The 20,738-nt window shown below is 38.6% G+C and carries 19 protein-coding genes and 2 pseudogenes; 12 read left to right on the plus strand and 9 right to left on the minus strand.

Going from position 1 to position 20,738, the window contains the following annotated elements; genetic code table 11:
- The first annotated feature begins 19 nt into the window (after nt 1-19).
- The 4 genes from AC0L6R_RS08430 (at nt 20) to AC0L6R_RS08445 (ending at nt 4,320) form a co-directional block, all read left to right on the plus strand.
- Nucleotides 20-922 (plus strand): histone deacetylase family protein, encoded by a 903-nt coding sequence (locus AC0L6R_RS08430; protein ID WP_473270777.1) that lies wholly within the window; start codon nt 20-22, stop codon nt 920-922.
- A 98-nt stretch (nt 923-1,020) separates the two neighbouring features.
- A complete protein-coding gene (locus tag AC0L6R_RS08435) occupies nt 1,021-1,620 on the plus strand; it encodes an OmpH/Skp family outer membrane protein (protein WP_283411010.1) in 600 nt (199 codons plus the stop codon).
- 99 nt (nt 1,621-1,719) lie between these two features.
- A complete protein-coding gene (locus tag AC0L6R_RS08440; protein ID WP_283411009.1) occupies nt 1,720-2,691 on the plus strand; it encodes a deoxyhypusine synthase family protein in 972 nt (323 codons plus the stop codon).
- A gap of 3 nt (nt 2,692-2,694) precedes the next feature.
- Nucleotides 2,695-4,320, plus strand: a complete 1,626-nt coding sequence (locus AC0L6R_RS08445) for an OmpA family protein (protein WP_473270779.1) — start codon at nt 2,695-2,697, stop codon at nt 4,318-4,320.
- A gap of 121 nt (nt 4,321-4,441) precedes the next feature.
- Here AC0L6R_RS08445 and AC0L6R_RS08450 read toward each other — a convergent pair.
- Nucleotides 4,442-5,838 (minus strand): annotated as a pseudogene (locus AC0L6R_RS08450) (Gfo/Idh/MocA family protein).
- 316 nt (nt 5,839-6,154) lie between these two features.
- Between AC0L6R_RS08450 and AC0L6R_RS08455 the strand changes: the two are divergent.
- The 4 genes from AC0L6R_RS08455 to AC0L6R_RS08470 all read left to right on the plus strand — a co-directional run bounded on the left by AC0L6R_RS08455 (nt 6,155) and on the right by AC0L6R_RS08470 (nt 10,361).
- On the plus strand, nt 6,155-6,370 hold the full coding sequence (locus AC0L6R_RS08455; protein ID WP_473270780.1) for a hypothetical protein: 216 nt from the start codon (nt 6,155-6,157) through the stop codon (nt 6,368-6,370).
- A complete protein-coding gene (locus tag AC0L6R_RS08460) occupies nt 6,363-7,754 on the plus strand; it encodes a family 20 glycosylhydrolase (RefSeq protein WP_473270781.1) in 1,392 nt (463 codons plus the stop codon). The genes AC0L6R_RS08455 and AC0L6R_RS08460 overlap by 8 nt, the downstream gene beginning before the upstream one ends.
- Before the next feature lie 150 nt (nt 7,755-7,904).
- Nucleotides 7,905-9,254 (plus strand): alanine/glycine:cation symporter family protein, encoded by a 1,350-nt coding sequence (locus AC0L6R_RS08465; protein ID WP_473270782.1) that lies wholly within the window; start codon nt 7,905-7,907, stop codon nt 9,252-9,254.
- A gap of 3 nt (nt 9,255-9,257) precedes the next feature.
- Complete coding sequence (locus AC0L6R_RS08470; protein WP_473270783.1) at nt 9,258-10,361, plus strand: glycerate kinase; 1,104 nt, start codon at nt 9,258-9,260, stop codon at nt 10,359-10,361.
- A gap of 10 nt (nt 10,362-10,371) precedes the next feature.
- On the opposite strand, the gene AC0L6R_RS08475 is transcribed toward AC0L6R_RS08470, so the two are convergent.
- From AC0L6R_RS08475 to AC0L6R_RS08495, 5 genes are all read right to left on the minus strand, one after another.
- A complete protein-coding gene (locus AC0L6R_RS08475; RefSeq protein ID WP_473270784.1) occupies nt 10,372-10,812 on the minus strand; it encodes a DUF6526 family protein in 441 nt (146 codons plus the stop codon).
- 54 nt (nt 10,813-10,866) lie between these two features.
- A complete protein-coding gene (locus AC0L6R_RS08480; RefSeq protein ID WP_283411818.1) occupies nt 10,867-11,016 on the minus strand; it encodes a hypothetical protein in 150 nt (49 codons plus the stop codon).
- A gap of 61 nt (nt 11,017-11,077) precedes the next feature.
- Nucleotides 11,078-11,257, minus strand: a complete 180-nt coding sequence (locus AC0L6R_RS08485; protein ID WP_283411002.1) for a hypothetical protein — start codon at nt 11,255-11,257, stop codon at nt 11,078-11,080.
- Nucleotides 11,258-11,521: 264 nt separating this feature from the next.
- Nucleotides 11,522-11,878 carry a response regulator gene (locus AC0L6R_RS08490; protein WP_473270785.1) on the minus strand — a complete coding sequence of 119 codons (357 nt, stop codon included), beginning with the start codon at nt 11,876-11,878 and terminating at the stop codon, nt 11,522-11,524.
- Nucleotides 11,879-12,095: 217 nt separating this feature from the next.
- Nucleotides 12,096-12,686 carry a DUF4136 domain-containing protein gene (locus AC0L6R_RS08495; protein WP_473270786.1) on the minus strand — a complete coding sequence of 197 codons (591 nt, stop codon included), beginning with the start codon at nt 12,684-12,686 and terminating at the stop codon, nt 12,096-12,098.
- Between the two features lie 295 nt (nt 12,687-12,981).
- Between AC0L6R_RS08495 and AC0L6R_RS08500 the strand changes: the two genes are divergently transcribed.
- The gene (locus AC0L6R_RS08500; protein ID WP_283410999.1) at nt 12,982-13,464 is read left to right on the plus strand and encodes a deoxycytidylate deaminase; all 483 of its coding nucleotides are present in this window, start codon (nt 12,982-12,984) and stop codon (nt 13,462-13,464) included.
- On the opposite strand, the gene murB is transcribed toward AC0L6R_RS08500, so the two are convergent.
- On the minus strand, nt 13,461-14,474 hold the full coding sequence (gene murB, locus AC0L6R_RS08505) for a UDP-N-acetylmuramate dehydrogenase (protein ID WP_473270787.1): 1,014 nt from the start codon (nt 14,472-14,474) through the stop codon (nt 13,461-13,463). The genes AC0L6R_RS08500 and murB overlap by 4 nt on opposite strands.
- A 146-nt stretch (nt 14,475-14,620) precedes the next feature.
- Here murB and AC0L6R_RS08510 point away from each other — a divergent pair, with 146 nt between their 5' ends.
- From AC0L6R_RS08510 to AC0L6R_RS08520, 3 genes are all read left to right on the plus strand, one after another.
- Nucleotides 14,621-15,565, plus strand: coding sequence for a succinylglutamate desuccinylase/aspartoacylase family protein (locus tag AC0L6R_RS08510; protein WP_283410997.1), 945 nt, complete (start codon nt 14,621-14,623; stop codon nt 15,563-15,565).
- Between the two features lie 310 nt (nt 15,566-15,875).
- Entirely contained in the window at nt 15,876-16,754 is an 879-nt protein-coding gene (egtB, locus tag AC0L6R_RS08515) for an ergothioneine biosynthesis protein EgtB (protein ID WP_473270788.1), read from the plus strand.
- A 3-nt stretch (nt 16,755-16,757) separates the two neighbouring features.
- Nucleotides 16,758-17,723, plus strand: coding sequence for an L-histidine N(alpha)-methyltransferase (locus AC0L6R_RS08520; RefSeq protein WP_473270789.1), 966 nt, complete (start codon nt 16,758-16,760; stop codon nt 17,721-17,723).
- 35 nt (nt 17,724-17,758) lie between these two features.
- On the opposite strand, the gene AC0L6R_RS08525 is transcribed toward AC0L6R_RS08520, so the two are convergent.
- On the minus strand, nt 17,759-18,829 hold the full coding sequence (locus AC0L6R_RS08525) for a 6-bladed beta-propeller (protein ID WP_473270790.1): 1,071 nt from the start codon (nt 18,827-18,829) through the stop codon (nt 17,759-17,761).
- A 142-nt stretch (nt 18,830-18,971) separates the two neighbouring features.
- A pseudogene (locus tag AC0L6R_RS08530) lies at nt 18,972-20,703 on the minus strand (phospho-sugar mutase).
- Between the last annotated feature and the right edge of the window lie 35 nt (nt 20,704-20,738).

A 20,738-nucleotide genomic window follows, 5' to 3' on the forward strand; every position in this document is an offset into this window, starting at 1 on the left:
TAAACCCAAGCGTTTTTTTATGCTAAAAATTGCATTTTCACCTATTTACAAGCATCCTTTGCCTGAGGGCCATAGGTTTCCAATGGAGAAATATGAGTTGCTTCCCGGACAATTGCTCCACGAAGGTGTAGTAAAGGAGGAGAATTTTTTTGAACCAAAACCCATTGAGGAAAAATGGATTTTGAATACCCACACCGAAGAATATTGGAACAAACTTAAAAACCTGACCTTAACAAAATCTGAAGTTAGAGCCACAGGTTTTCCTCTGTCAAAAGAACTGGTGGATAGAGAAATTACCATATTAAATGGATCTGTCCAAGCTGCTGAATTTGCATTGAAATACGGCATAGCTATGAATATTGCTGGCGGGACTCACCATGCCTATGCAAATCGCGGCGAAGGTTTTTGTTTGCTAAATGATATTGGAGTCACGGCTAATTATTTGATTGATAATCAATTATCTAAAAATGTCCTAGTTGTTGATCTTGATGTCCACCAAGGAAATGGCACAGCAAGTTTATTTGCTGAAAACCCAGACGTTTTTACTTTCAGCATGCATGGAGAAAAGAATTATCCAATGCGAAAGGAAGTTTCTGACTTGGATTGTGCTATTCCGGATGGGACAAAAGATGAGGAATACCTAAAGATTCTTGAATTTCAACTTGAAGTTATTCTGAAGAATTTTACACCTGACTTTATTATTTATCAATCGGGAGTAGATGTATTGGCCACCGATAAATTGGGTAGGTTGTCTATGACGTTAGATGGAGTAAAAAGGAGGGATGCTATGGTTCTAAATCTTGCTAAATCACTCGATTCGCCAATTATGTGTTGCATGGGAGGCGGATATTCATCGAAAGTATCCCAAATAGTAGATGCACATACTCAAGTTTATAGGCTAGCTCAGGATATCTTTTTTTAGTCAGCAAATCTTTATTTTATCCATAGATCAACTCACAATTCTTGTAAAATCAATACTTTCTTTATATTTGCGCCCTTGTAATCAATAACATCAACAAAGTGAAAAGAGGACTAAATTTAATCGGTGCATTGAGCCTAGCTACAGTGCTTTTATACGGCTGCGAAACTGCAGGAACTTCTACTCCGTCTGAAGGAACCACTTCAACTGAAGTAAAACAAGGCGATCTTAAGGTTGCTTTTGTTTATACAGATAGTGTGATCAATAAATATGATTACTTCAAAACTAAATCAGAAGAGCTAACTGAAAAAGGAAAGAAATTTGAAGGCGATCTTCAAGGTAGAGCTACAGGTTTTCAGCAAGAAGTTCAAACATTCCAACAAACTGGCGGTAACATGACTGTAAACCAACAGCGAGCAAAGCAGGAAGAGTTGGCTAAAAAAGAGCAAAATCTAATGACTTACCGTGATAATTTGATGCAGGAATTATCTGCTGACGAAGCAGCCCTTTATAGTGAAGTTTATGATAGGGTTCAGAATTACCTTAAAAAGTACGCTGAAACAAATGAGCTTACCATGATTCTAAGCTACACCAGAGGTGGTGCGGTATGGTATGGTAATGATGCTTTGGATATCACTGAGTCTGTTATTGAAGGTTTAAATAAAGATTATACTGCAGCTCCTGCAGATTCAGCAAAATAAGCTGACATACATTTCCCTAATTATTAAAACCCGGCTTTGGCTGGGTTTTTTTGTGGGGAAAAATTGGGTAATTTTGATCTTCCAACGAAAATTTATAGAATGAAAATCACTGAATTTTTAAAGCACAATTATAGACACTTCAATGCAGCTGCCTTAATCGATGCGGCTGAAGGTTATAAAAGCCATTTAGACAATGGTGGTAAGATGATGGTAACTTTAGCAGGTGCTATGTCTACCGCTGAGCTGGGTATTTCCCTTGCTGAGATGATCCGTCAGGACAAAATCCAAATCATTACCTGTACAGGTGCAAACTTGGAAGAGGATGTTTTCAATTTGGTAGCTCATGATTATTATGAGCGAATTCCAAATTACCGTGAGCTTACTCCAGCTCAGGAGCAGGATTTGGTAGAAAGGCATATGAATCGTGTCACTGATACTTGTATTCCGGAAATGGAAGCTATGCGGAGAATTGAAGATGTGATTTTGGAAGAGTGGGTGAAAGCAGATCAAGCGGGAGAAGCCTATTTTCCACATGAATTTTTCTACAAGATCTTACTTTCAGGCAAGCTTGAAGACTCGTATCAAATCGATCCAAAAGACAGTTGGTTACTTGAAGCAGCCAAAAAGAACATTCCAATTATTGTTCCGGGGTGGGAAGATTCCACTTTGGGAAATATGTTTGCAGGACATGTGATCTCTGGTGATGTGAAGAATGTGCATACAGTTCGTACTGGAATTGAATACATGATGTACCTCGCAGAATGGTATACAAATACAGCTACTGACGAAAGTACTATCGGATTTTTCCAAATTGGCGGGGGAATTGCAGGAGACTTCCCTATATGTGTGGTGCCGATGTTGCATCAGGATCTTCAACGGGAAAATGTGCCTCTGTGGGGTTATTTCTGCCAGATTTCTGATTCGACCACTTCTTATGGTTCGTATTCTGGTGCTGTGCCAAATGAAAAAATCACATGGGGCAAACTTGGTATCGATACTCCGAAGTTCATTATCGAGTCTGATGCAACGATCGTAGCACCTTTGGTATTTGCCATTGTGCTGGATCAATAAATTATGAGAAAATTCAATAACGTATTTCAAAAAGCAAGTGGCGCAATGCTACTTGCTTTTTGCTTTTCATTTAATCTTCAAGCTCAGCAAGTCATTTCACTTTCTGGCGCTAATAGTCCGCAGGATGATATGAATCCTGTTTGGATTGGAGATAATACCTTACTTTTTACCCGAGCTTTTCACCCTGATAATATCGGCGGAATCACCGATCCGGGAGATATCTGGATGACCAAAAAATCAGAATCTGGCGAATGGCAAGAGGCTGTTCACCGAGCTGATTTAAGCACTGATGGCTATGATTTTTCTTTGGGTTTAGAAGATTTTCTTACGCTTCTGGTTTATCATACAGGCGGAGAACGATTCGGGATTTATCAATATTCGAAATTTGGAAAAGATTGGAATTTCCTCCGTCAGGTATCTATGGAGGGGCTAGCTGGTCTAACCGGTCAAGTCACTGGTAGAGTAGGGTCTGGTGGGAAAGTGATTTTTCTTTCTGGAAAAGCAAAAGACTCAAAAGGGAATGAGGATATCTATGTGAGTGAAAAAATTAGTCCTATAGAGTGGTCTAAGCCAGTAAATATAGGGTCTGCAGTAAATACGATTGGACAGGAAATGAGTCCTTATTACGACAATAAATCAGGTGAATTGTATTTCTCCTCCAACATGCACGAAGGTGCAGAGGGCAAAGATATATTTATAGCCAAAAGGTTGGGGGAAGGATGGAACAACTGGAGCCAGCCTGTTCTATGGGAGCAAGTAAGCTCTCCTGGATCAGAAGTTTCTGTCACCTTCATAACTGAGAAAGAGGTGATTTGGACAAGTACTCAGAATAGTGATGGATTCGCAGATTTATTGACTTTCGAGACAATTATTCCACTTGAGATTCCAGATGAATTTGTCGCAGCTGTTCCTGAACCTTCAGCACCAATTGAAAATCCAGTTAAATCTAAAACTGTGTCAATTGTTCCAATTTACCCTTCCTCAGCTGTAGGTTTTCCAGAAGTAAAAGTGACGGAACAGGAAGTTGAGCAGATAGAAATGCCGATTTCTTGGTTTGTGGTAGATGCTAAAAATAAAACTCTAGTTCCTTTTTCTATCAGTTGGAAAGTAGGCGAAACAACAATTTCAAAGAATGCTTCTGATTCTCTTAAATTATCAGATTTGAAAGTAACACAGCAAAAAGAAGTGAAGATCAGTGCTGAAGGATATTTTCCTAAGTCAGTTTTAGTCAGTGAAATCAAAACTGCAGAACCGACAGTGGTACTAATGACTAAAGCTGAGTCAGGAAGCATGCTTTTACTTGACAAAGTAAGTTTTAAACGAGGAACAGCAGAATTGGAAGGAAGCGACACCAAAGCCTCTTTGACTGAACTAGCAGGGTTCCTATTGGAAAACCCTGCAATGAAACTCAGAATTCATGGACATACAGATAGTGCTGGAGATCCGGGACTGAATAAGGCACTTTCACTGGACAGAGCAGGAAGTGTACGAGATTTTTTGATAGAGCAAGGAGTGCCTTTTGAAAGTTTGAGGATTTCAGGCTGGGGAGGAACGAGACCGACTGCCTCAAATGCGACTGAATCGGGTAGGTCTAAGAATAGAAGGGTGGAGCTGGAGGTTGAACGGTAGGGAGTTGCCAGTGTCAGTTTTCAGTTTCAGTTTTCAGTCTCAGTTTGATAGGAAAAATATTAGCAGTATTGATAGTTTTTAAAAAAGGGCTTTGAAATCAATTTTCAAAGCCCTTTTCGATTTATAGAGAAAAGTCTCCTCTGTAATCTCTCTTTACAAATTGATTGGCAGGCTCGAAATTAGTGACCTTCATATTTGGTCCATCCCATACAAGTTTGATACCTCTTCCAGGGTAATCGTATTGATCAGGCTTTCCAGGAGTAGGAGTTCTGTAGTCATAGCTTCTAATTGCAAGATTACCCATCAAAACTGATTCTGTCAATGGTCCTGCAATTGAAAATGGCGAACTCAGGTTCTTATACTCTTTTGATCCATGTCCAGCAATACAAGCTTCAACCCAGTTATTGTAGTGACCATTATCTCCACCCGGCACTCTATAAAGTGTCTCTGGTACATTTATATCTTTTGTCTTGGAAGTTGGAAGAAGTTGTGGATTGATTCCATAGGTAGAGCACATCATTTTTCCTTTTGTACCTTCTATGATTACTCCATTTCCACCATCACCCATTTGTTCATTAGGAGCTAATTCTTCAGGTCTGTTTGGCTGAATACCACCATCCATCCAGTGGAATTCAAGATCTTCCTTGCCTGGTCTGTCAAATCTCAAAGTAATGTGAGAAGATGGGAGGGCAGCTATCAGGAAAATATCCTCTCTGGAATTCTCCAACATACACAGATCCAACTGAGCATTCAGCTGATTTCGGATAGCCCAATCCAAGAACACGGAAAGGTGGTTCCATTATATGGCAAGCCATATCACCAAGAGCACCAGTTCCATAATCCCACCAACCTCTCCAATTAAACGGCACCAAGTTTCCTACATAATCTTTATAAGGAGCAGTTCCTAGCCAAAGATCCCAATCCAAATCGGATGGAGGAGTTACTGGCTCTTTTGGCCATTGGATACCTTGTGGCCAAACAGGTCTATTTGTCCAAGAGTAAACCTTAGTCGCTTCACCTATTAGTCCAGCTTCATACCATTCAACCATTTTACGAACCCCATCTCCTGAGAACTGGTTTCCCATTTGAGTGACGACCTTGTATTTTTCAGCAGCCTGTGTAAGCATTCTAGCCTCGTAGATATCGTGAGCAAGGGGTTTTTGTACATAGACATGTTTTCCCATCTTCATGGCTGCCATAGCCGCTACAGCGTGGGTGTGATCAGGAGTAGAAACTGTGACTGCGTCAATATTATTCTGTTCCTTCTCCAGCATCTCTCTGAAGTCTTTGTAGTATTTTGCTTTAGGATGTAGTTCCCTGCTACCTTTTGCTCTAGAGTCATCCACATCACAAAGGGCAATAAAATCAGCCTTTTCAGTTCGGGTAATTCCGCGGACATCTCCACCACCCATGCCACCAACTCCAATACTTGCTACTCGAAGTTTGTCACTTGGAGCAATAAAACCTGTGTCCACCTAGGACATTTCTTGGGACAATGTAAAATCCGGCAGCAGTCAAGGCAGCACCCTTAAGGAATTTTCTCCAGAGCTCCCAGAACCTGAGCTATTATTTTTCATTAGTTTACTAGTTATGTTAAAGAGGGTTTTTGAAATTTTTCAGTAATTACTTTCTAAAATGAATAATTGATCTGACTAAGCGAAATTTGAAATCATCAAAAACTGAGCATATCACCGAACCCATTTATAAAAATACTGCTGGTAATACTGGAGTTCAACTTTTAATGAACTGCAATTATTCCGTTTTATTATAATTTCAATTAGCTACTGTAAGCTTATTAAAAAAAATAAATTAAGTTTACCCAAATCTTAACTTTATGAAATACTCTATTTGGACATTTGCTGTACTTGCAGCATTTTCTATCAGTTCCTGCCAATCACCAATAGCTGTAAAACTGGATGAAACTGGCATCATTCCTATTCCAACTTCAATAGCTCCATCATCAGGTGGTTTTGAAAATCACTTCGAATTCCTCGATTCAATTGATTGGCAGTGGCGAAGATTTAGCGAGAGTTGGAGGTTATTTGGCTGATAGATTACGTCCTGCAACTGGTTTTGAGCTTCCGGTTTCAGCTGATAATGGTGATTTGATTTTAGAGTTGACTTCTGGAGCGGCTTCTGAGAAATATACGATTGAAATCTCGGATGAACATGTGAAGATTTCATCAACCTCTGCAGCTGGCCTTTATTATGGCATGCAAACATTAATTAAGGCGTTACCTGTTGAAATTGAAAATACTTCTGTAGTAGATATAGATTGGACGATAGGGAATGGTAAGATTGAAGATCAGCCTGAATTTTCTTACAGGGGTTCAATGCTAGATGTAGCCAGACACTTTATAAGTTTGGAAGACGTAAAGCATTACATCGACCACATGGGAAGTTTGAAATTGAATTACCTGCATTTGCATCTTTCAGATGATCAAGGATGGAGAGTAGAAATTAAATCTTGGCCGAAATTGACTGAAATTGGAGGCAAAACTGAAGTTGGCGGTACCGAGGGAGGTTTTTACTCTCAAGAGGATTACAAAGAGATTGTAAAATACGCAGCAGATCGATTTATTACTGTTGTACCTGAAATTGATATGCCAGGCCATACAAATGCTGCATTGGCATCTTATGCGGAATTAAACCCAGGAGTGAATTTACCAGATGGAGATTTTGCTACCCTGAAGGAAGGGCAAATTGACTTTGATATCCTTGATAAGAACCCTCAACCAGCAGAGCTTTATACGGGCATTGAAGTGGGCTTCAGTACATTTGCGACCAATAAAGAGGTTACTTATACCTTTGTAGAAGATGTGATTAAAGAACTTGTGGAACTTACACCTGGACCCTACATTCACATTGGTGGTGATGAATCGCATGTGACTGAAAAAGATGATTACATCTATTTCGTAGAGCGAGTTCAGGAGATTGTTACCAAATATGGTAAGACCAGCATAGGGTGGGATGAAATAGCCACAGCTAAACTAGCTCCTGGTTCAGTGGCTCAATTTTGGGCGTTGGAGGAAAATGCCATGTTGGCCAAAGAACAAGGAAATCAAATCCTGATGTCACCAGCAAAGCGGGCTTATTTAGATATGCAGTACGATTCCACTTCAAGAATTGGTCTTCACTGGGCAGCATATATAGAGCTTGATGATTCCTATAATTGGGATCCGGCTACCTATGCAGATGGGATAAATAAGTCTGACATTCTTGGAGTAGAAGCTCCACTATGGACCGAAACGATTACTAACCGTGCGGATATCGAATACATGGCATTTCCTAGATTGGCAGCTTTGGCTGAAGTGTCTTGGTCAAGTACTGAACGGAGAAATTGGGATGATTTCAAAAAAAGAATTGCAATGCAAGGTAAACGTTGGGATATCAATGGGATAGATTTCTATCGTTCTCCAAAAGTCGATTGGTAATCATTACAAGCGAATTTTGAAACCCGGCTTCTGTCGGGTTTTTGTTTGCTAAGCTTTCTATATTCTTTGATTTTCATTAAAATGAACCTAATATGGACCTTAATTTTAAAATCACACAATCAATTAGATTGCTTTAACTAGAATATTTTTATGGGCGATTATATTATATCCTTTGCTGACTGGATTTGGGGTACACCAATGCTTGTTATTTTAATGGGAGGTGGACTTATTCTTCTGGTGCATTCAGGATTTGTGCCTTTTCGGAAGATTGGACATGCCATAAGTTTGCTGAGAGGAAAATATGATGATAGTTTAATGCCTGGACAGATATCCTCATTTCAGGCATTATCGTCAGCAATTGCTGCAACGGTAGGATTGGGGAATATCAGTGGTGTTGCTATTGCAATCAATATGGGCGGTCCAGGTGCAATTTTTTGGATGTGGGTTTCCGCATTTGTAGGTATGGCAACCAAATTTTACACCTGTAGCCTTGCAATCATGTACCGGGGGAAAGATTCCGAAGGGCAACTCCAAGGTGGTCCCATGTATGTAATTGAAGAGGGGATGGGTAAAAAGTGGAAATTCCTTTCTATTATTTTTTGTACAGCTGGAGTCTTGGGTTTGCTCGCTATTTTCCAAGCTAATCAATTAACAGCAGTACTTCGAACAGTCATTTTAGAGCCTGCCGGCTTAGATGAAGGGGATAAAACGCGTTGGATCATAGGAATTACGATGATGGTATTAGTTGCTATTGTAATTCTAGGAGGTATCAAAAGAATTGCTGGAGTAGCTTCTAAGATGGTGCCTTTTATGGTTGGACTTTATTTTGTCACAGTGATTATTATTGTATTCAAATACATTGGTGATGTGCCTGAAATGTTGTTGAAAATTGTTACTGATGCATTTACTGGAGAAGCGATCGCCGGAGGTGCAGTTGGAGCTGTAATTATTATTGGAGCCCGTAGGGCAGCTTTTTCAAATGAAGCCGGTATAGGAACAGCTCCTATGGTTCATGGTGCTTCCAAAAATAACGAGCCTATTCGAGAAGGTTTGATTGCCATGCTCGGGCCATTTATTGACACAATTGTAGTATGTACACTTACTGCTTTGGTGATTATGCTGACAGGAGTTTGGGAATCAACAGAGAAAGATGGGGTGCGTTTAACATTGGCAGCATTTGACTTGGCACTTCCTTATTATGGTAGATACCTCCTCATGATTGCAGTGTTAGTTTTTGCTTTATCTACCATGTTTACCTATTCTTATTATGGTCACAAATGCTTTGGTTATCTATTTGGAGCAAAAAGAGCAGATTATTACAATTACTTCTATTTGATTACTATAGTGGCTGGTGCAGTAGCATCGCTCGATGTGGTAATCAGTTTGGTAGATGGTATGTATGCAATTATGGCCGTACCAACGATGATTTCGACAATTTACCTTGCTCCCAAAGTAAGGATTGCAATGAAGGATTATTTTCTCAGAATGAAAAAAGCGTAATATATGAATGTCTTAATTTCTCCAAATGCATTTAAAGGCACTATGACTGCCCGCGAAGCTGGAGAAGTTATAAGAGAATATATTGAGAGTGAATATCCTAATATCTCGACTACGTTACTTCCTATTGCAGATGGAGGTGACGGTACTTGCGAATTACTTACAGAAATACTTCAGTTAGAGAAAAAGACGATATGGTCTCTGGATGCTTTTGGTAGACCTATTCCTTGTTCGTATGGATGGGATGACTCGTTAAAAAAGGCCTATATAGACGTTTCAATGGCTTCAGGAGTTGCTTCTTTGCAGAGTGAGGAATTGGATCCATATGTATCTTCAAGCTATGGTACGGGGCTACTAGTACGTGATGCCATTAATCTTGGAGCTGAAGAGATCATATTAGGTTTGGGAGGTAGCGCCACTATTGATCTTGGAATTGGGATATTGTCTGAATTGGGAATTGGATTTTTGGATAAAAATGGGAGAGAATTAACTAAGTATTCACCTCAATTTTTATCTAAAATCAATCATATCCAGAAATCCACCAGGATTCCAAAAGTTAAATTCACTTGTCTTTGCGATGTGAAGAATACCTTTTTTGGACAAAGGGGGGCTGTTCCTGTTTTTGGCCCGCAAAAGGGACTTCTACCTGAGCAAATTGAATCCTATGAATTAATCTGTGAATCCGTAGTTAGCCACCTTTTCACCAAACAAAAAAAAGTTTTTGAAGATAAGTCAGGTTTTGGTGCAGCTGGGGGCATTGCCTTAGGGTTATCTGTTTTTTTCGAAACAGAGGTTAAGTTTGGATCAGATTATTTTTTTGAAAAAGTAGATTTGGAATCTAAAGTAAATTGGGCAGATAGAATTATTACAGGTGAGGGAAGATATGATGATCAATCTGCTGAAGGTAAGGCATGCTATGAATTAATGAAACTAGCCCGTCACAGGAATAAAAAAATAGCTTTGATCACATCCGGGACAGATCCTGGAGCGAAGAAATTCGATTTAGTACTCACATTGCCTGATTTGGATTTTTCTCAAATAGATTATAGAAAAAAGTCGAGAGAAAACCTTAGGCATATACTTGACAAGGGATTTACTGTGAACTTTTAAATCATTCGGATTACACCCGATGATGATCGGCCTGCCAATTTTTAACACTTTTCTTAATCTCTTTAGGTGTCGTATTTTCCTGTATAGTTTTATCAATCAATGCTAATAGTTCATCATCTCCTGCGAATCTCAATGCAATGATTTGGCTAGGAGATAGTTTGTTTTCCTTTTCATAAAATGCTTTACCAGTTAATTGGAAGTAGCGTTGTCTCATTTCCATTCTAATAATTCGATTCTGGTTTTTAATAGCATAGATTCGTGGGAGGTAGGAAATTAAAAAAATGATAAGGCCCAATAAAATAAAATAGAGGCTATCAGATGCAGATTGATGACTATTGAAGTCTATTCTGAATATCGTCCAGCCCAGGAATAAAAGCCCCATGGGCATAATTATAAAGTGATGTAATGGGTAATATTTAGCGTGATTCTGGAAATTCTGAGTTTTTGACATGATTTTGGGCATAAAAAAGGAGGTGCGAACCTCCTTTAAATAAGTTATAAGATATTAATGATCAGCCTTTTTCTTCTTAGTGAAGGTGCTTCTAGTATCAATTGCAGTGATTCCGGCTCCAAGACCGATTAATACACATACAATCACTAGGAAAGTTTGAGCCCCTCCAGCAAGTGGAGAAGTGAATACGTCTAATAGTATCATGATCAATTTTTTGAATTTCTAAAGATGCCCGAAGATAATTTCTTAACTCCAAATAATCAAGTTAATCGAATTGATCATCATCGAAATCTTCATCATCTTCTTCTTCGTCGAAGTCTATGATGGTATCATCGGCAAACTCATTGTCTTCGTCTAGATCATATTCGTCTTCGAAATCATTACCGAAATCATCATCATCATTGAAGTTGTCATCATCTTCGAAATCGTCGTCAAAATCCTCCATAGTAGTTTAGATAGGGGTTTTTAATAGTTGAACGTCACGAATTAAAGTAAAAAATCATTTCGCACCATACAGTTGGGATATTTTTTTTTAAACTTTTTTCAGGCCAGTTCTATTTGCTAGTTTGCAATTTCACATGATCTTCATTCCAATGAATTCAATAATCTACCGAGCACTAAATGAGGGAACTCTATAATCTGGTTGAAATTATTAGAAGGTCCCATGCACATTGGCAAAAACAGCAAAAAAAAATGACCCAATTGAGGGTCAGTTGAAAATTGATTTGATGTATTTTTTAATCAATGGTTTTGATAGATAATCTTTAACAACGCTATACCTGCTAGCCTTATTAATATCTCTTTCATCTACTGAACTGCTCAAGATGTAGATTTGAGCTTCGTTTTTATCTGAATTAAATAAGTCCAGGAAATCCCAGCCAGTCATTTCTGGCATATTTAGATCTAAAAAAAGATAATTGGCTTTAATGGAATAGATTTCCTCTAGTGCCACTCGGGCACTCTGATACTTATAAAATTGACATGGCTCTTTCACATTTCTTGAAATGAGTTTTTCAGTAACAAATGTACTGATCGGATCGTCATCTATAAGGACTATTGTAAGCATTAAGTGCAAAAATTCGTGGCTGAAATACAATATTGCTAGTACAAAATTAGTAGTTAATTGTACTTTTACAAATATTTTGCCAAATAAGAGCCGAAAAGAATTTATATTTTTGTGTATAAACGCGATGCAATTAGGGCAATCGCACTGCAAATTTATAATAAGCTATACTTACAAAAAAATCAACGCCTAAAATTAATTGGAGTGATTGATTAGGTCTTTACTCCGCGTCTTTTAGTTCGTATAGAAAATAATCTATAATCTTGTCTGTTGTTTTTAGCACTTTTTTACTTTTCGTTTTTGGGCTACTCACCTCGGTTACACCAGTCAATGTCATGAGGAGTTTATCTTCTTTCTGGTCGATAAAATCTACAATTACCTGAACTAACTCATAGTTGCTTGTAGTTTGACTATTGTTTCGATTGTTGAAGTAGGGGTCGTATGGATTATAAATCCATGGTCCCATTACTCTGGAACCCCAGTATGGATAGTAATTATTACTTGAATAGGTGTCTCGTTTTCTCTGGTCTTCATTTGAGGTATAACGAATAATTAACTCAGGCTCATTTTTGTCATATACTAGACCTTTGGCTTCCAGTGCATCTTGGAGATGTATCTGGACTTGTTCATCGATGAATTGAGAAGAAAAACCTCGAATTCCTACTTCCTGGTTTATGATTACGAATGATCTGTAAGGCCTTCGCACAGGTACTTCAGTATTTTCCTTGAATATCTCAATAGCATTACATGAGCTAAGAATAGCTAGGGAAATCGTGATAAGAAATAAGTTTCTTGAGTGAATTCGCTTCATCGAAAGGGCTTTTTGTTTAAAAACGGGCAAGAGAAAAGAAAGTTAGGTATTACTAATTAATGAATAAAAGGAAGTTGTTATTCAATAGGTATATCCGCTTTTCTGCCAGTAAGGTGGCACAAACATTAAATTTAAGAATTGTGGCCACTTTGGTCACATTTAAATAGCTTAGCCGAAGTATAGCCCTTCCAATCTGATAAGCAAAGGTGACTGGCAACATTGCGGATAGTCATATTATTCAATTATGTTTGCAAGCCTTTACGATCTAATGCTAATTTTAGCTAAAGTTTAAGACATGAAGAGACCTGATTTTGATGATATTTTTATGGAGCTGGCAGTCAATTTGGCTAAACGTTCTCATTGTATTAAAAAGCATGTAGGAGCAGTGCTCACAAAAGATACACGTATCATTTCAATAGGGTATAATGGACCGCCTGCAGGTACTCATAATTGCGATGTCGAATTTCCTGAAGGTGGCTGCGCCCGGGATAGTAAGGGTAGCTGCTCATTAGCGCTTCATGCAGAACAAAATGCAATTTTATATGCAGTGAAAAACAATACCACTGTAGAAGGATCTACGCTTTTTGTCACCTTGTCACCCTGCCTTGCGTGTTCTAGGATTATTTTTTCTATGGGAATCTCTAGAGTTATTTATTTATTTTCTTATGCAGAATATAAAGGTATAGGTTCAGATGAAGGGGTTGATTTCTTGAGGAAATTTGGTGTTCAAGTAGATAAATATCAAAAGACTCTTGAAGTTAATGACCACCTGGTTTAAAGAAAATTTACTTCAGGATGTATGTTAATATTGAACTTTTCGAAAACTGACTTCTGAATCTTTTCTGAAAGGTTTTTGATTTCATTTCCATCTCCTTCACCATAATTTACAAGGACTAGTGGTTGTTTACTGTGTACACCAATTTCGCCAAACCGCTGTCCCTTCCACCCGCATTGTTCGATCAGCCAAGCTGCAGGGACTTTAATTCCCTCATCGTTTAGATAGCCAGGGATGGTAGGGTGCAGGCTTTTAAGCCCCTCATAATGCTCAATGGAAATAGTAGGGTTCTTGAAGAAAGAACCAGAATTTCCTATTTCTTTTGGGTCAGGCAGTTTAGATTGACGGATTTGAATTACTGCATCAGAGATTGCTTTAATACTCAGCTCATTAATTCCATTTGCCTCCAAGGTTTCTTGGATTGCGCCATATTTTGTGTGGTAGATAGGCTCTTTTGTTAACTTAAAGACGACAGAGCAAATCACATATTTTCCTTTTAATTCATGTTTGAAAATACTTTCTCTATACCCAAATTGACACTGCGCAGCATTGAATTCTTCAATTTCCAATGTTTCTCTGTTCAGAGCCTTTAAGCTAGAAAATACATCTTTTATTTCCACTCCATAAGCGCCGATATTCTGCATTGGAGAAGCCCCAACTGTCCCTGGGATTAAGGATAAATTCTCTATTCCAGCCCAATTGTTTTTGATTGCGGTGAGCACAAATTGATGCCAATTCACACCAGCGCCCGCTTCAATTAAAAAAAATTCAGCTTCTTCCTTAATTACTTTTACTCCCGCAATTTCATTTTTGATTATCAGTCTATCCTGATTTTTTGTAAGAAGTATATTGCTTCCTCCTCCTAAAATCAAAGGTTTGATATTCTGAGATTTAGCCCATGCTAATGCTTCCTTTAGCTGTGCAATTGAAGTTACAGCAACAAAAAAACGAGCCGTTTTATCAATTCCAAAGGTATTATATGGCCTGAGGGAGATGTTTTCTAGTATATTCATATGTGGAGACTGACTTGCGAAATAAATAAGATTTTACTCGAATATGAAATGTAATCACCCAATTGAATTTTAAGACTTGCAATCTTACTGGAGAATGTACTAGTAGTATTTTTCGACGTGGGTGTTGAAAATCAAATAACATATCAATGAAAGAATTGGTCATAAATGGTGTACGGATCAGACCCGGCCAGTCGATGAATATAGAAATTGCAATCGCTAAACTTCCAACCCATACTCTAATTGATCTTCCTATATTTATCCGCTCTTCAAAAGAAGACGGTCCTGTTGTATTAATTAGCGGGGGAGTTCATGGGGATGAAATTAATGGTGTAGTAACTGCTAAGAGGCTTCTTGAGGAAGTAGATGAAGGTCTCGAGTTGATCAAAGGAACCTTAATTTTTATTCCTCTGGTTAATATTTATGGTTTTCTGTCAAATAGCAGGACATTCCCAGACGGAAGAGATCTAAATCGCAGCTTCCCTGGAAGTAAAAAAGGCTCTTTAGCAGGTAGTATTGCTTACATATTAAGTAGTGAAATCATACCTCAGATAGATTTTGGAATAGATTTTCATACGGGTGGGAGAATGCTCACCAATTTCCCCCAAGTAAGAGTAGATTATAAAGATAAAGTGGCAGTGGAACTTGCTAGAGCTTTTGGAACTCATTATGTGGTGAATTCAAAGTACATAGAGAAGTCATTCAGAAAAGAGGCCTTTAAAGCCAGAAAACATATTTTGGTATTTGAGGGAGGGGAATCTATGAGATTGGATGAATATGGCATTGAAGAAGGGGTGAATGGTACTAAGCGTATGTTGGCAAGCCTAGGTATGCTCGCAGATGCGCCAGCCCCTCAGGAGAGTGTTTTCTTAAAAGAAAGTAGTTGGGTAAGAGCGAAAGCTTCTGGAATTTTTAACTCAAGTGTAAAAGTAGGCGAGTCCGTCAAAAAAGGCCAAATACTGGCACGGATTTCGGATCCATATGGACATGTGAAAATCCCTGTAAAAGCCCCAACTAATGGTCACATTATAGGAATGAATAATATGCCTGTCATCAATGCGGGAGATGCATTAGTGCATATCGGCAAGGAATAGTATTCATAAACTTTTATCTTGAAGCTTAGTTATCAGACGTATATGAATTTATCAGAAACCTTCCAACGTGTAAGAAACCACTCTCTTCATCTATGTAGCAATTTGATCACCGAGGATTTTAGCTTGCAGGCTTCTGAGGAGGTTAGCCCTCCTAAATGGCACTTAGCTCACACAACGCTGGTTTTTTGAACAGTTTATCTTGGTGCCAAATGACCTCAGCTATGTGGTGAAACATCCCCAATTTAATTTTCTTTTTAATTCTTATTACAATTCCCTTGGTGCAAGAACAGCACGAAATCAACGTGGACTTATGTCTCGCCCCTCGGTGGAAGAGGTTAAAACCTACCGTGCTTATGTAGATGAGGCAATGTTGAGGTTGATTCACGGAAATAATTCTGAGATAAATGAACTGGTTACTCTAGGATTGAATCACGAACAGCAACATCAGGAATTATTAATTACAGATTTAAAATACAGTTTGTGGTTTAACCCACTGAATCCAAGCGTGATGGATATTGGGGAGTATCGCACTGAACCTAAGTCAAAGTGGGTGTCTGTCGATGCTGGAGTTTATGAAATTGGCTATACAGACAATGGTTTTTGCTACGATAATGAATTGAATCCGCATAAAGTTTACATCAATGACTTTGCGATTTCTACAGCGCTGGTTACAAATCAGGAGTATTTGGAATTTATGAATGCTGGTGGTTATGAAAACCCAACCTATTGGCATGACGAGGGCTGGGCATGGAGTAAGGAACTCCAAGTAAAAGCGCCTTTGTATTGGGAGCTTCAAGATGGAGCTTGGTATTATTACACATTGAATGGATTAAAACCAATTGATCTTGACGCACCTGTCGCTCATGTGAATTTCTATGAAGCCTCAGCTTATGCATCTTGGAGAGGCATGAGACTGCCCACGGAATTTGAGTGGGAAGTAGCCCAAAATCAAGTTGAATGGGGGAAACGATGGGAATGGACAAATTCTGCTTATTTGCCTTATCCGGGCTTTAAGGTGGCTCCAGGAGCAATAGGAGAGTACAATGGGAAATTTATGATAAACCAAATGGTGTTACGTGGCGCTTCAGTAGCAACTTCTGAAGGACATTCCAGGCCAACTTATAGAAACTTTTTTCATCCAAAATACAGATGGCAATTTATGGGCATTCGCTTAGCCAAATCCCTTTAATTTATGAACGCAAAAAACACGGATTTCGGAACCTTTGCCCAAGATGTCATGCTTGGTCTAAATTCAGCTCCGAAAACTTTACCTTCCAAATACTTCTATGATGCCAAGGGAGATAAGCTGTTTCAGCAGATTATGGCATTGCCAGAATACTATCTTACACGCAAGGAATATGAGATTCTTGAGCTTCAACACGAGCAAATTTTAGAGCAAATATTAGCGTCAAATCAACCATTCAACTTGGTAGAACTGGGAGCTGGTGACGGCATGAAAACTAAAATCTTGCTCAGATACCTAACCGAAAAAAAAGCTGAGTTCACCTACTACCCTGTAGATTTTTCCGGGTCAGTTCTTGAAGAATTAGAACAATCCCTTGCAAAGGAATTACCTCAACTGACCGTCAATTCTATTCAAGATACGTATAGAGAGTCTCTGAAAAAACAAGTTTGGGAAGATGGCAGACCTAATCTTATACTGTTTATGGGAGCGAATTTGGGGAATTTTGGAGTAGATGAAGCCAAAAATATCATTGACCATCTACGAGTGGGGACTAAAAGGGGAGATCTGGTTTTGCTTGGTTTTGACCTAAAAAAGAATCCTCAAACCATTCTCAACGCCTATCACGATGAGCAAGGCGTCACTCGTGAGTTTAATATGAATTTGCTTGATAGAATAAATAGAGAATTGGATGCTGATTTTGACCGAGATTCATTTGTTCATTGGCCTACTTATGACCCTGTTAGCGGAGAATGTCGAAGCTATTTAGTTTCTCAAAAGTCCCAGGTAGTAACCATTGGTGCATTAAATCAACACGTTGTATTTGAGGCTTTTGAGTCGATTTTCACTGAAATATCCAAAAAGTACAGTTTATCTGAAATTAGTCATTTAGCCTCTTTGGGCGGTTTTGAAGTGAAGGAAAATTTTATGGATTCCGAAGGTTACTTTGCAGATGTACTATGGGAAAAGAAGTGACCACAATCAAGGAAGCAAATGTTTTTCATCTATAATTAATTAGTTCCTGTTATTAAACTAGACACTATTATTTTTGGATTTTCCTCTTCCTGTGCGTCTTTATTTCTGATGATATTGTAGTAGGTATCCGCATTTAAATGTTTTGGGAATCCTTCTAGTGAGACACCTTTGAAAGGAAGTTTATAGCTAAATTTTGGTGTGTTACTTCCTAAATCAAGCATGAGATGATATGAATCTTTTTTGTAGGTTAAAAGCATACTTGCATTACCCTCATTTATTTCTGTAAACTCAATCCGTAAGGTGTCTGACTTTTCAAAATCCTTGAAGTCAAGTTGATATTCAGGAATCAAGTGATCCTCTTTCATTCGGTAAATAGTATCCTTCTGACCAATCAACCCAGAGAACTGAACCCGGGGCATATAAAAGAGACGTTCTTGATTTACCTTACCAAATACATTTAGGAAATTGTAAAAACGGTTGAATTTAGAAGTGAAGCTATACAAAGGATTTTCTTGTGTTTTGAATTCTAGAGTAGTTGGTTCTATAGAACTTATCCTAATTGATTTACCATCTTTTTCACTAGAATTTAGGTCCTCTTGTATCACCAAAATAGTGCTGTCTTCCTTATAGAATGAGATTGGTTGGCCTGCTAATTTTTTACTTGAAGCAATAAAGTTTCCTTCCAAGTCATAGGAATTCACCACCATTTTTTGCCAATCAGATACTAAAACTATATTTTCTTTTTCATCCAGGTAAATTGCTGTGAGTACTAGATATTCATCAGGCCCTTCGCCTTTTTTACCTATAGTCTGAATGTAATTCCCATCGTAATCATACTTCAACAAGCCCTTTCTAATATCGATAAGAAAAATATAATCTTTGCCGAAGGCTATATCGTGAATGAAAGTAAGAGGCGGATTTCCGGACCTTTCCAGATCAATGGTATCCAATGGTTGAAATTGAAATCCATTTTCTTCATCAAGTAAAAAATCCTTGCTGATTTCAATTTTATGAATGTCCTCTACTACTTCAACCTCATTTTTAGTGTTACAAAATTGAAAAAGTAAAATGCAAAGCAATGGAAAAATAACTTTAGAATAGTCCATGGTCAATTGGGTCTAATAAGCAACTCTATAAATATAGTTATTTATTACACCATTGCTTGCTAAGTACTTATCGCAGATTTGGCAAGTTTTAAATAAAAAAGCACTGATTTCTCAGTGCTTTTAATTTCTCAAATTTCATTTTTTAGCTGAAGTATCGCTTCAATCCTTCCAGCCTTTCTACTAATTCAGCTTCTACTTTTCTATAATCAGATTTATTTGCCAACGGCGCATTCACCGAGAAATAGTACTTGATCTTTGGTTCAGTACCAGATGGTCTAGCAGAGATCTTACTTCCGTCAGCGAGGTAGAACTGCATCACATTGGACTTATCCATATCCAGCTTTTCTGTCTTACCGGATTTTACATCTTTTACCGTGCTTTCTTTCACATCGACGATTTTCGCTACAGCAATTCCATTCATCTCAGCTGGTGGATGGTGACGGAAATCAGTCATCAAAGCCTGGATTTGCTCCGCACCGTCTTTTCCTTTTTTGGTAACAGAAATAAGAGACTCCTTATAGAAGCCGAATTGATTATAAATCTCAGCAAGTACATCAAAAACTGACTTACCCTGAGTTTTGTAATACGCGATTGCTTCAGCAACCATAGCGCAGGCACTTACCCCGTCTTTATCACGCACAAAATCGCCAACCAAATACCCATAAGACTCCTCACCGCCACCGATGAAGGTTTCCTTGCCCTCTAGATCCTTGATGATTGCCGCAATGTTTTTAAATCCTGTCAAAACGGAGAAGCATTTTACACCAAACCCTTCACAGATTTTATCTATTAATTCAGTGGTCACTATGGTATTCACCATGAATTGATTACCGTCGAGTTTACCCGCTTTTTTCCACTGGCTCAACAGGTAATAGGTAAGTAAAGCACCCGTTTGATTTCCGTTCAATAATTCAAATTCTCCCGAAGCATTTGGAACTGCTGCGGCATAGCGATCACCGTCCGGATCACAAGCCAATACCAACTCAGCACCTACTTCTTTTCCCAGCTTAAGAGAGAGCGTTAGAGCCTCAGCTTCTTCAGGATTTGGGTAAATAGACCGTAGGGAAATTTCCATCTGGCTCAGCTTGCTCTTTTTCAATATTTACATTTTCAAAGCCAAAAGCCTTCAATGCCGCAGGAACCATTTTTCCAGAAGCACCATGAATGGGAGAGAATGCTCTGGGCGTGTTTTTTTGCGCAGCAACAGCATCTGGTGCTAAACTTAGCCCCTTGACAAGCTTCAGGTAGATCTCATCAAAATCCTCTTCGATGTACTGAAAAAGAGCATCATTTTTATCCCAGTTTACATCATCAAAGGAAGTGATCTTCTTCACTTCATCGATTATATTTTTATCATGTGGAGCGACTACTTGCGCGCCATCCTCCCAATAAGCTTTGTAACCATTGTATTCTTTTGGGTTGTGAGAAGCTGTAATCATTACACCGCTTTTGCAATCAAAATGCCTTACTGCAAATGACAACATAGGAGTAGGGCGCATCTCCTTGAAGTACAATACGTGGATGCCGTTCGCTGTCAGGACATTCGCTGTGGTCATAGCGAACAGTGTATTGTTGATTCTACTGTCATGTGTGATTGCTACCCGGATCGTTTCACCAGGAAAACATTTAAGCAGGTAATTGGCAAGACCTTGGGTAGCCATTCCAATCGTGTAAACGTTCATCCTATTGGTTCCAACGCCCATAAGACCACGTAATCCACCGGTACCAAACTCGAGATCTTGGTAGAATGAATCTGTTAACTCAGTTGGGTTTTGATCAATTAGAGTACGGATTTGGGCTTTCGAATCTTCATCGATAGTGCCGCTAAGCCAAGAATCAGCCTTGGCTAGGATGCTAGGGTCTATGGTAGTCATGTTTTAAAAATTGTTTAACTTCTAAGATATAGAAA

This window comes from Algoriphagus sp. 10J20-15 (assembly GCF_055809615.1).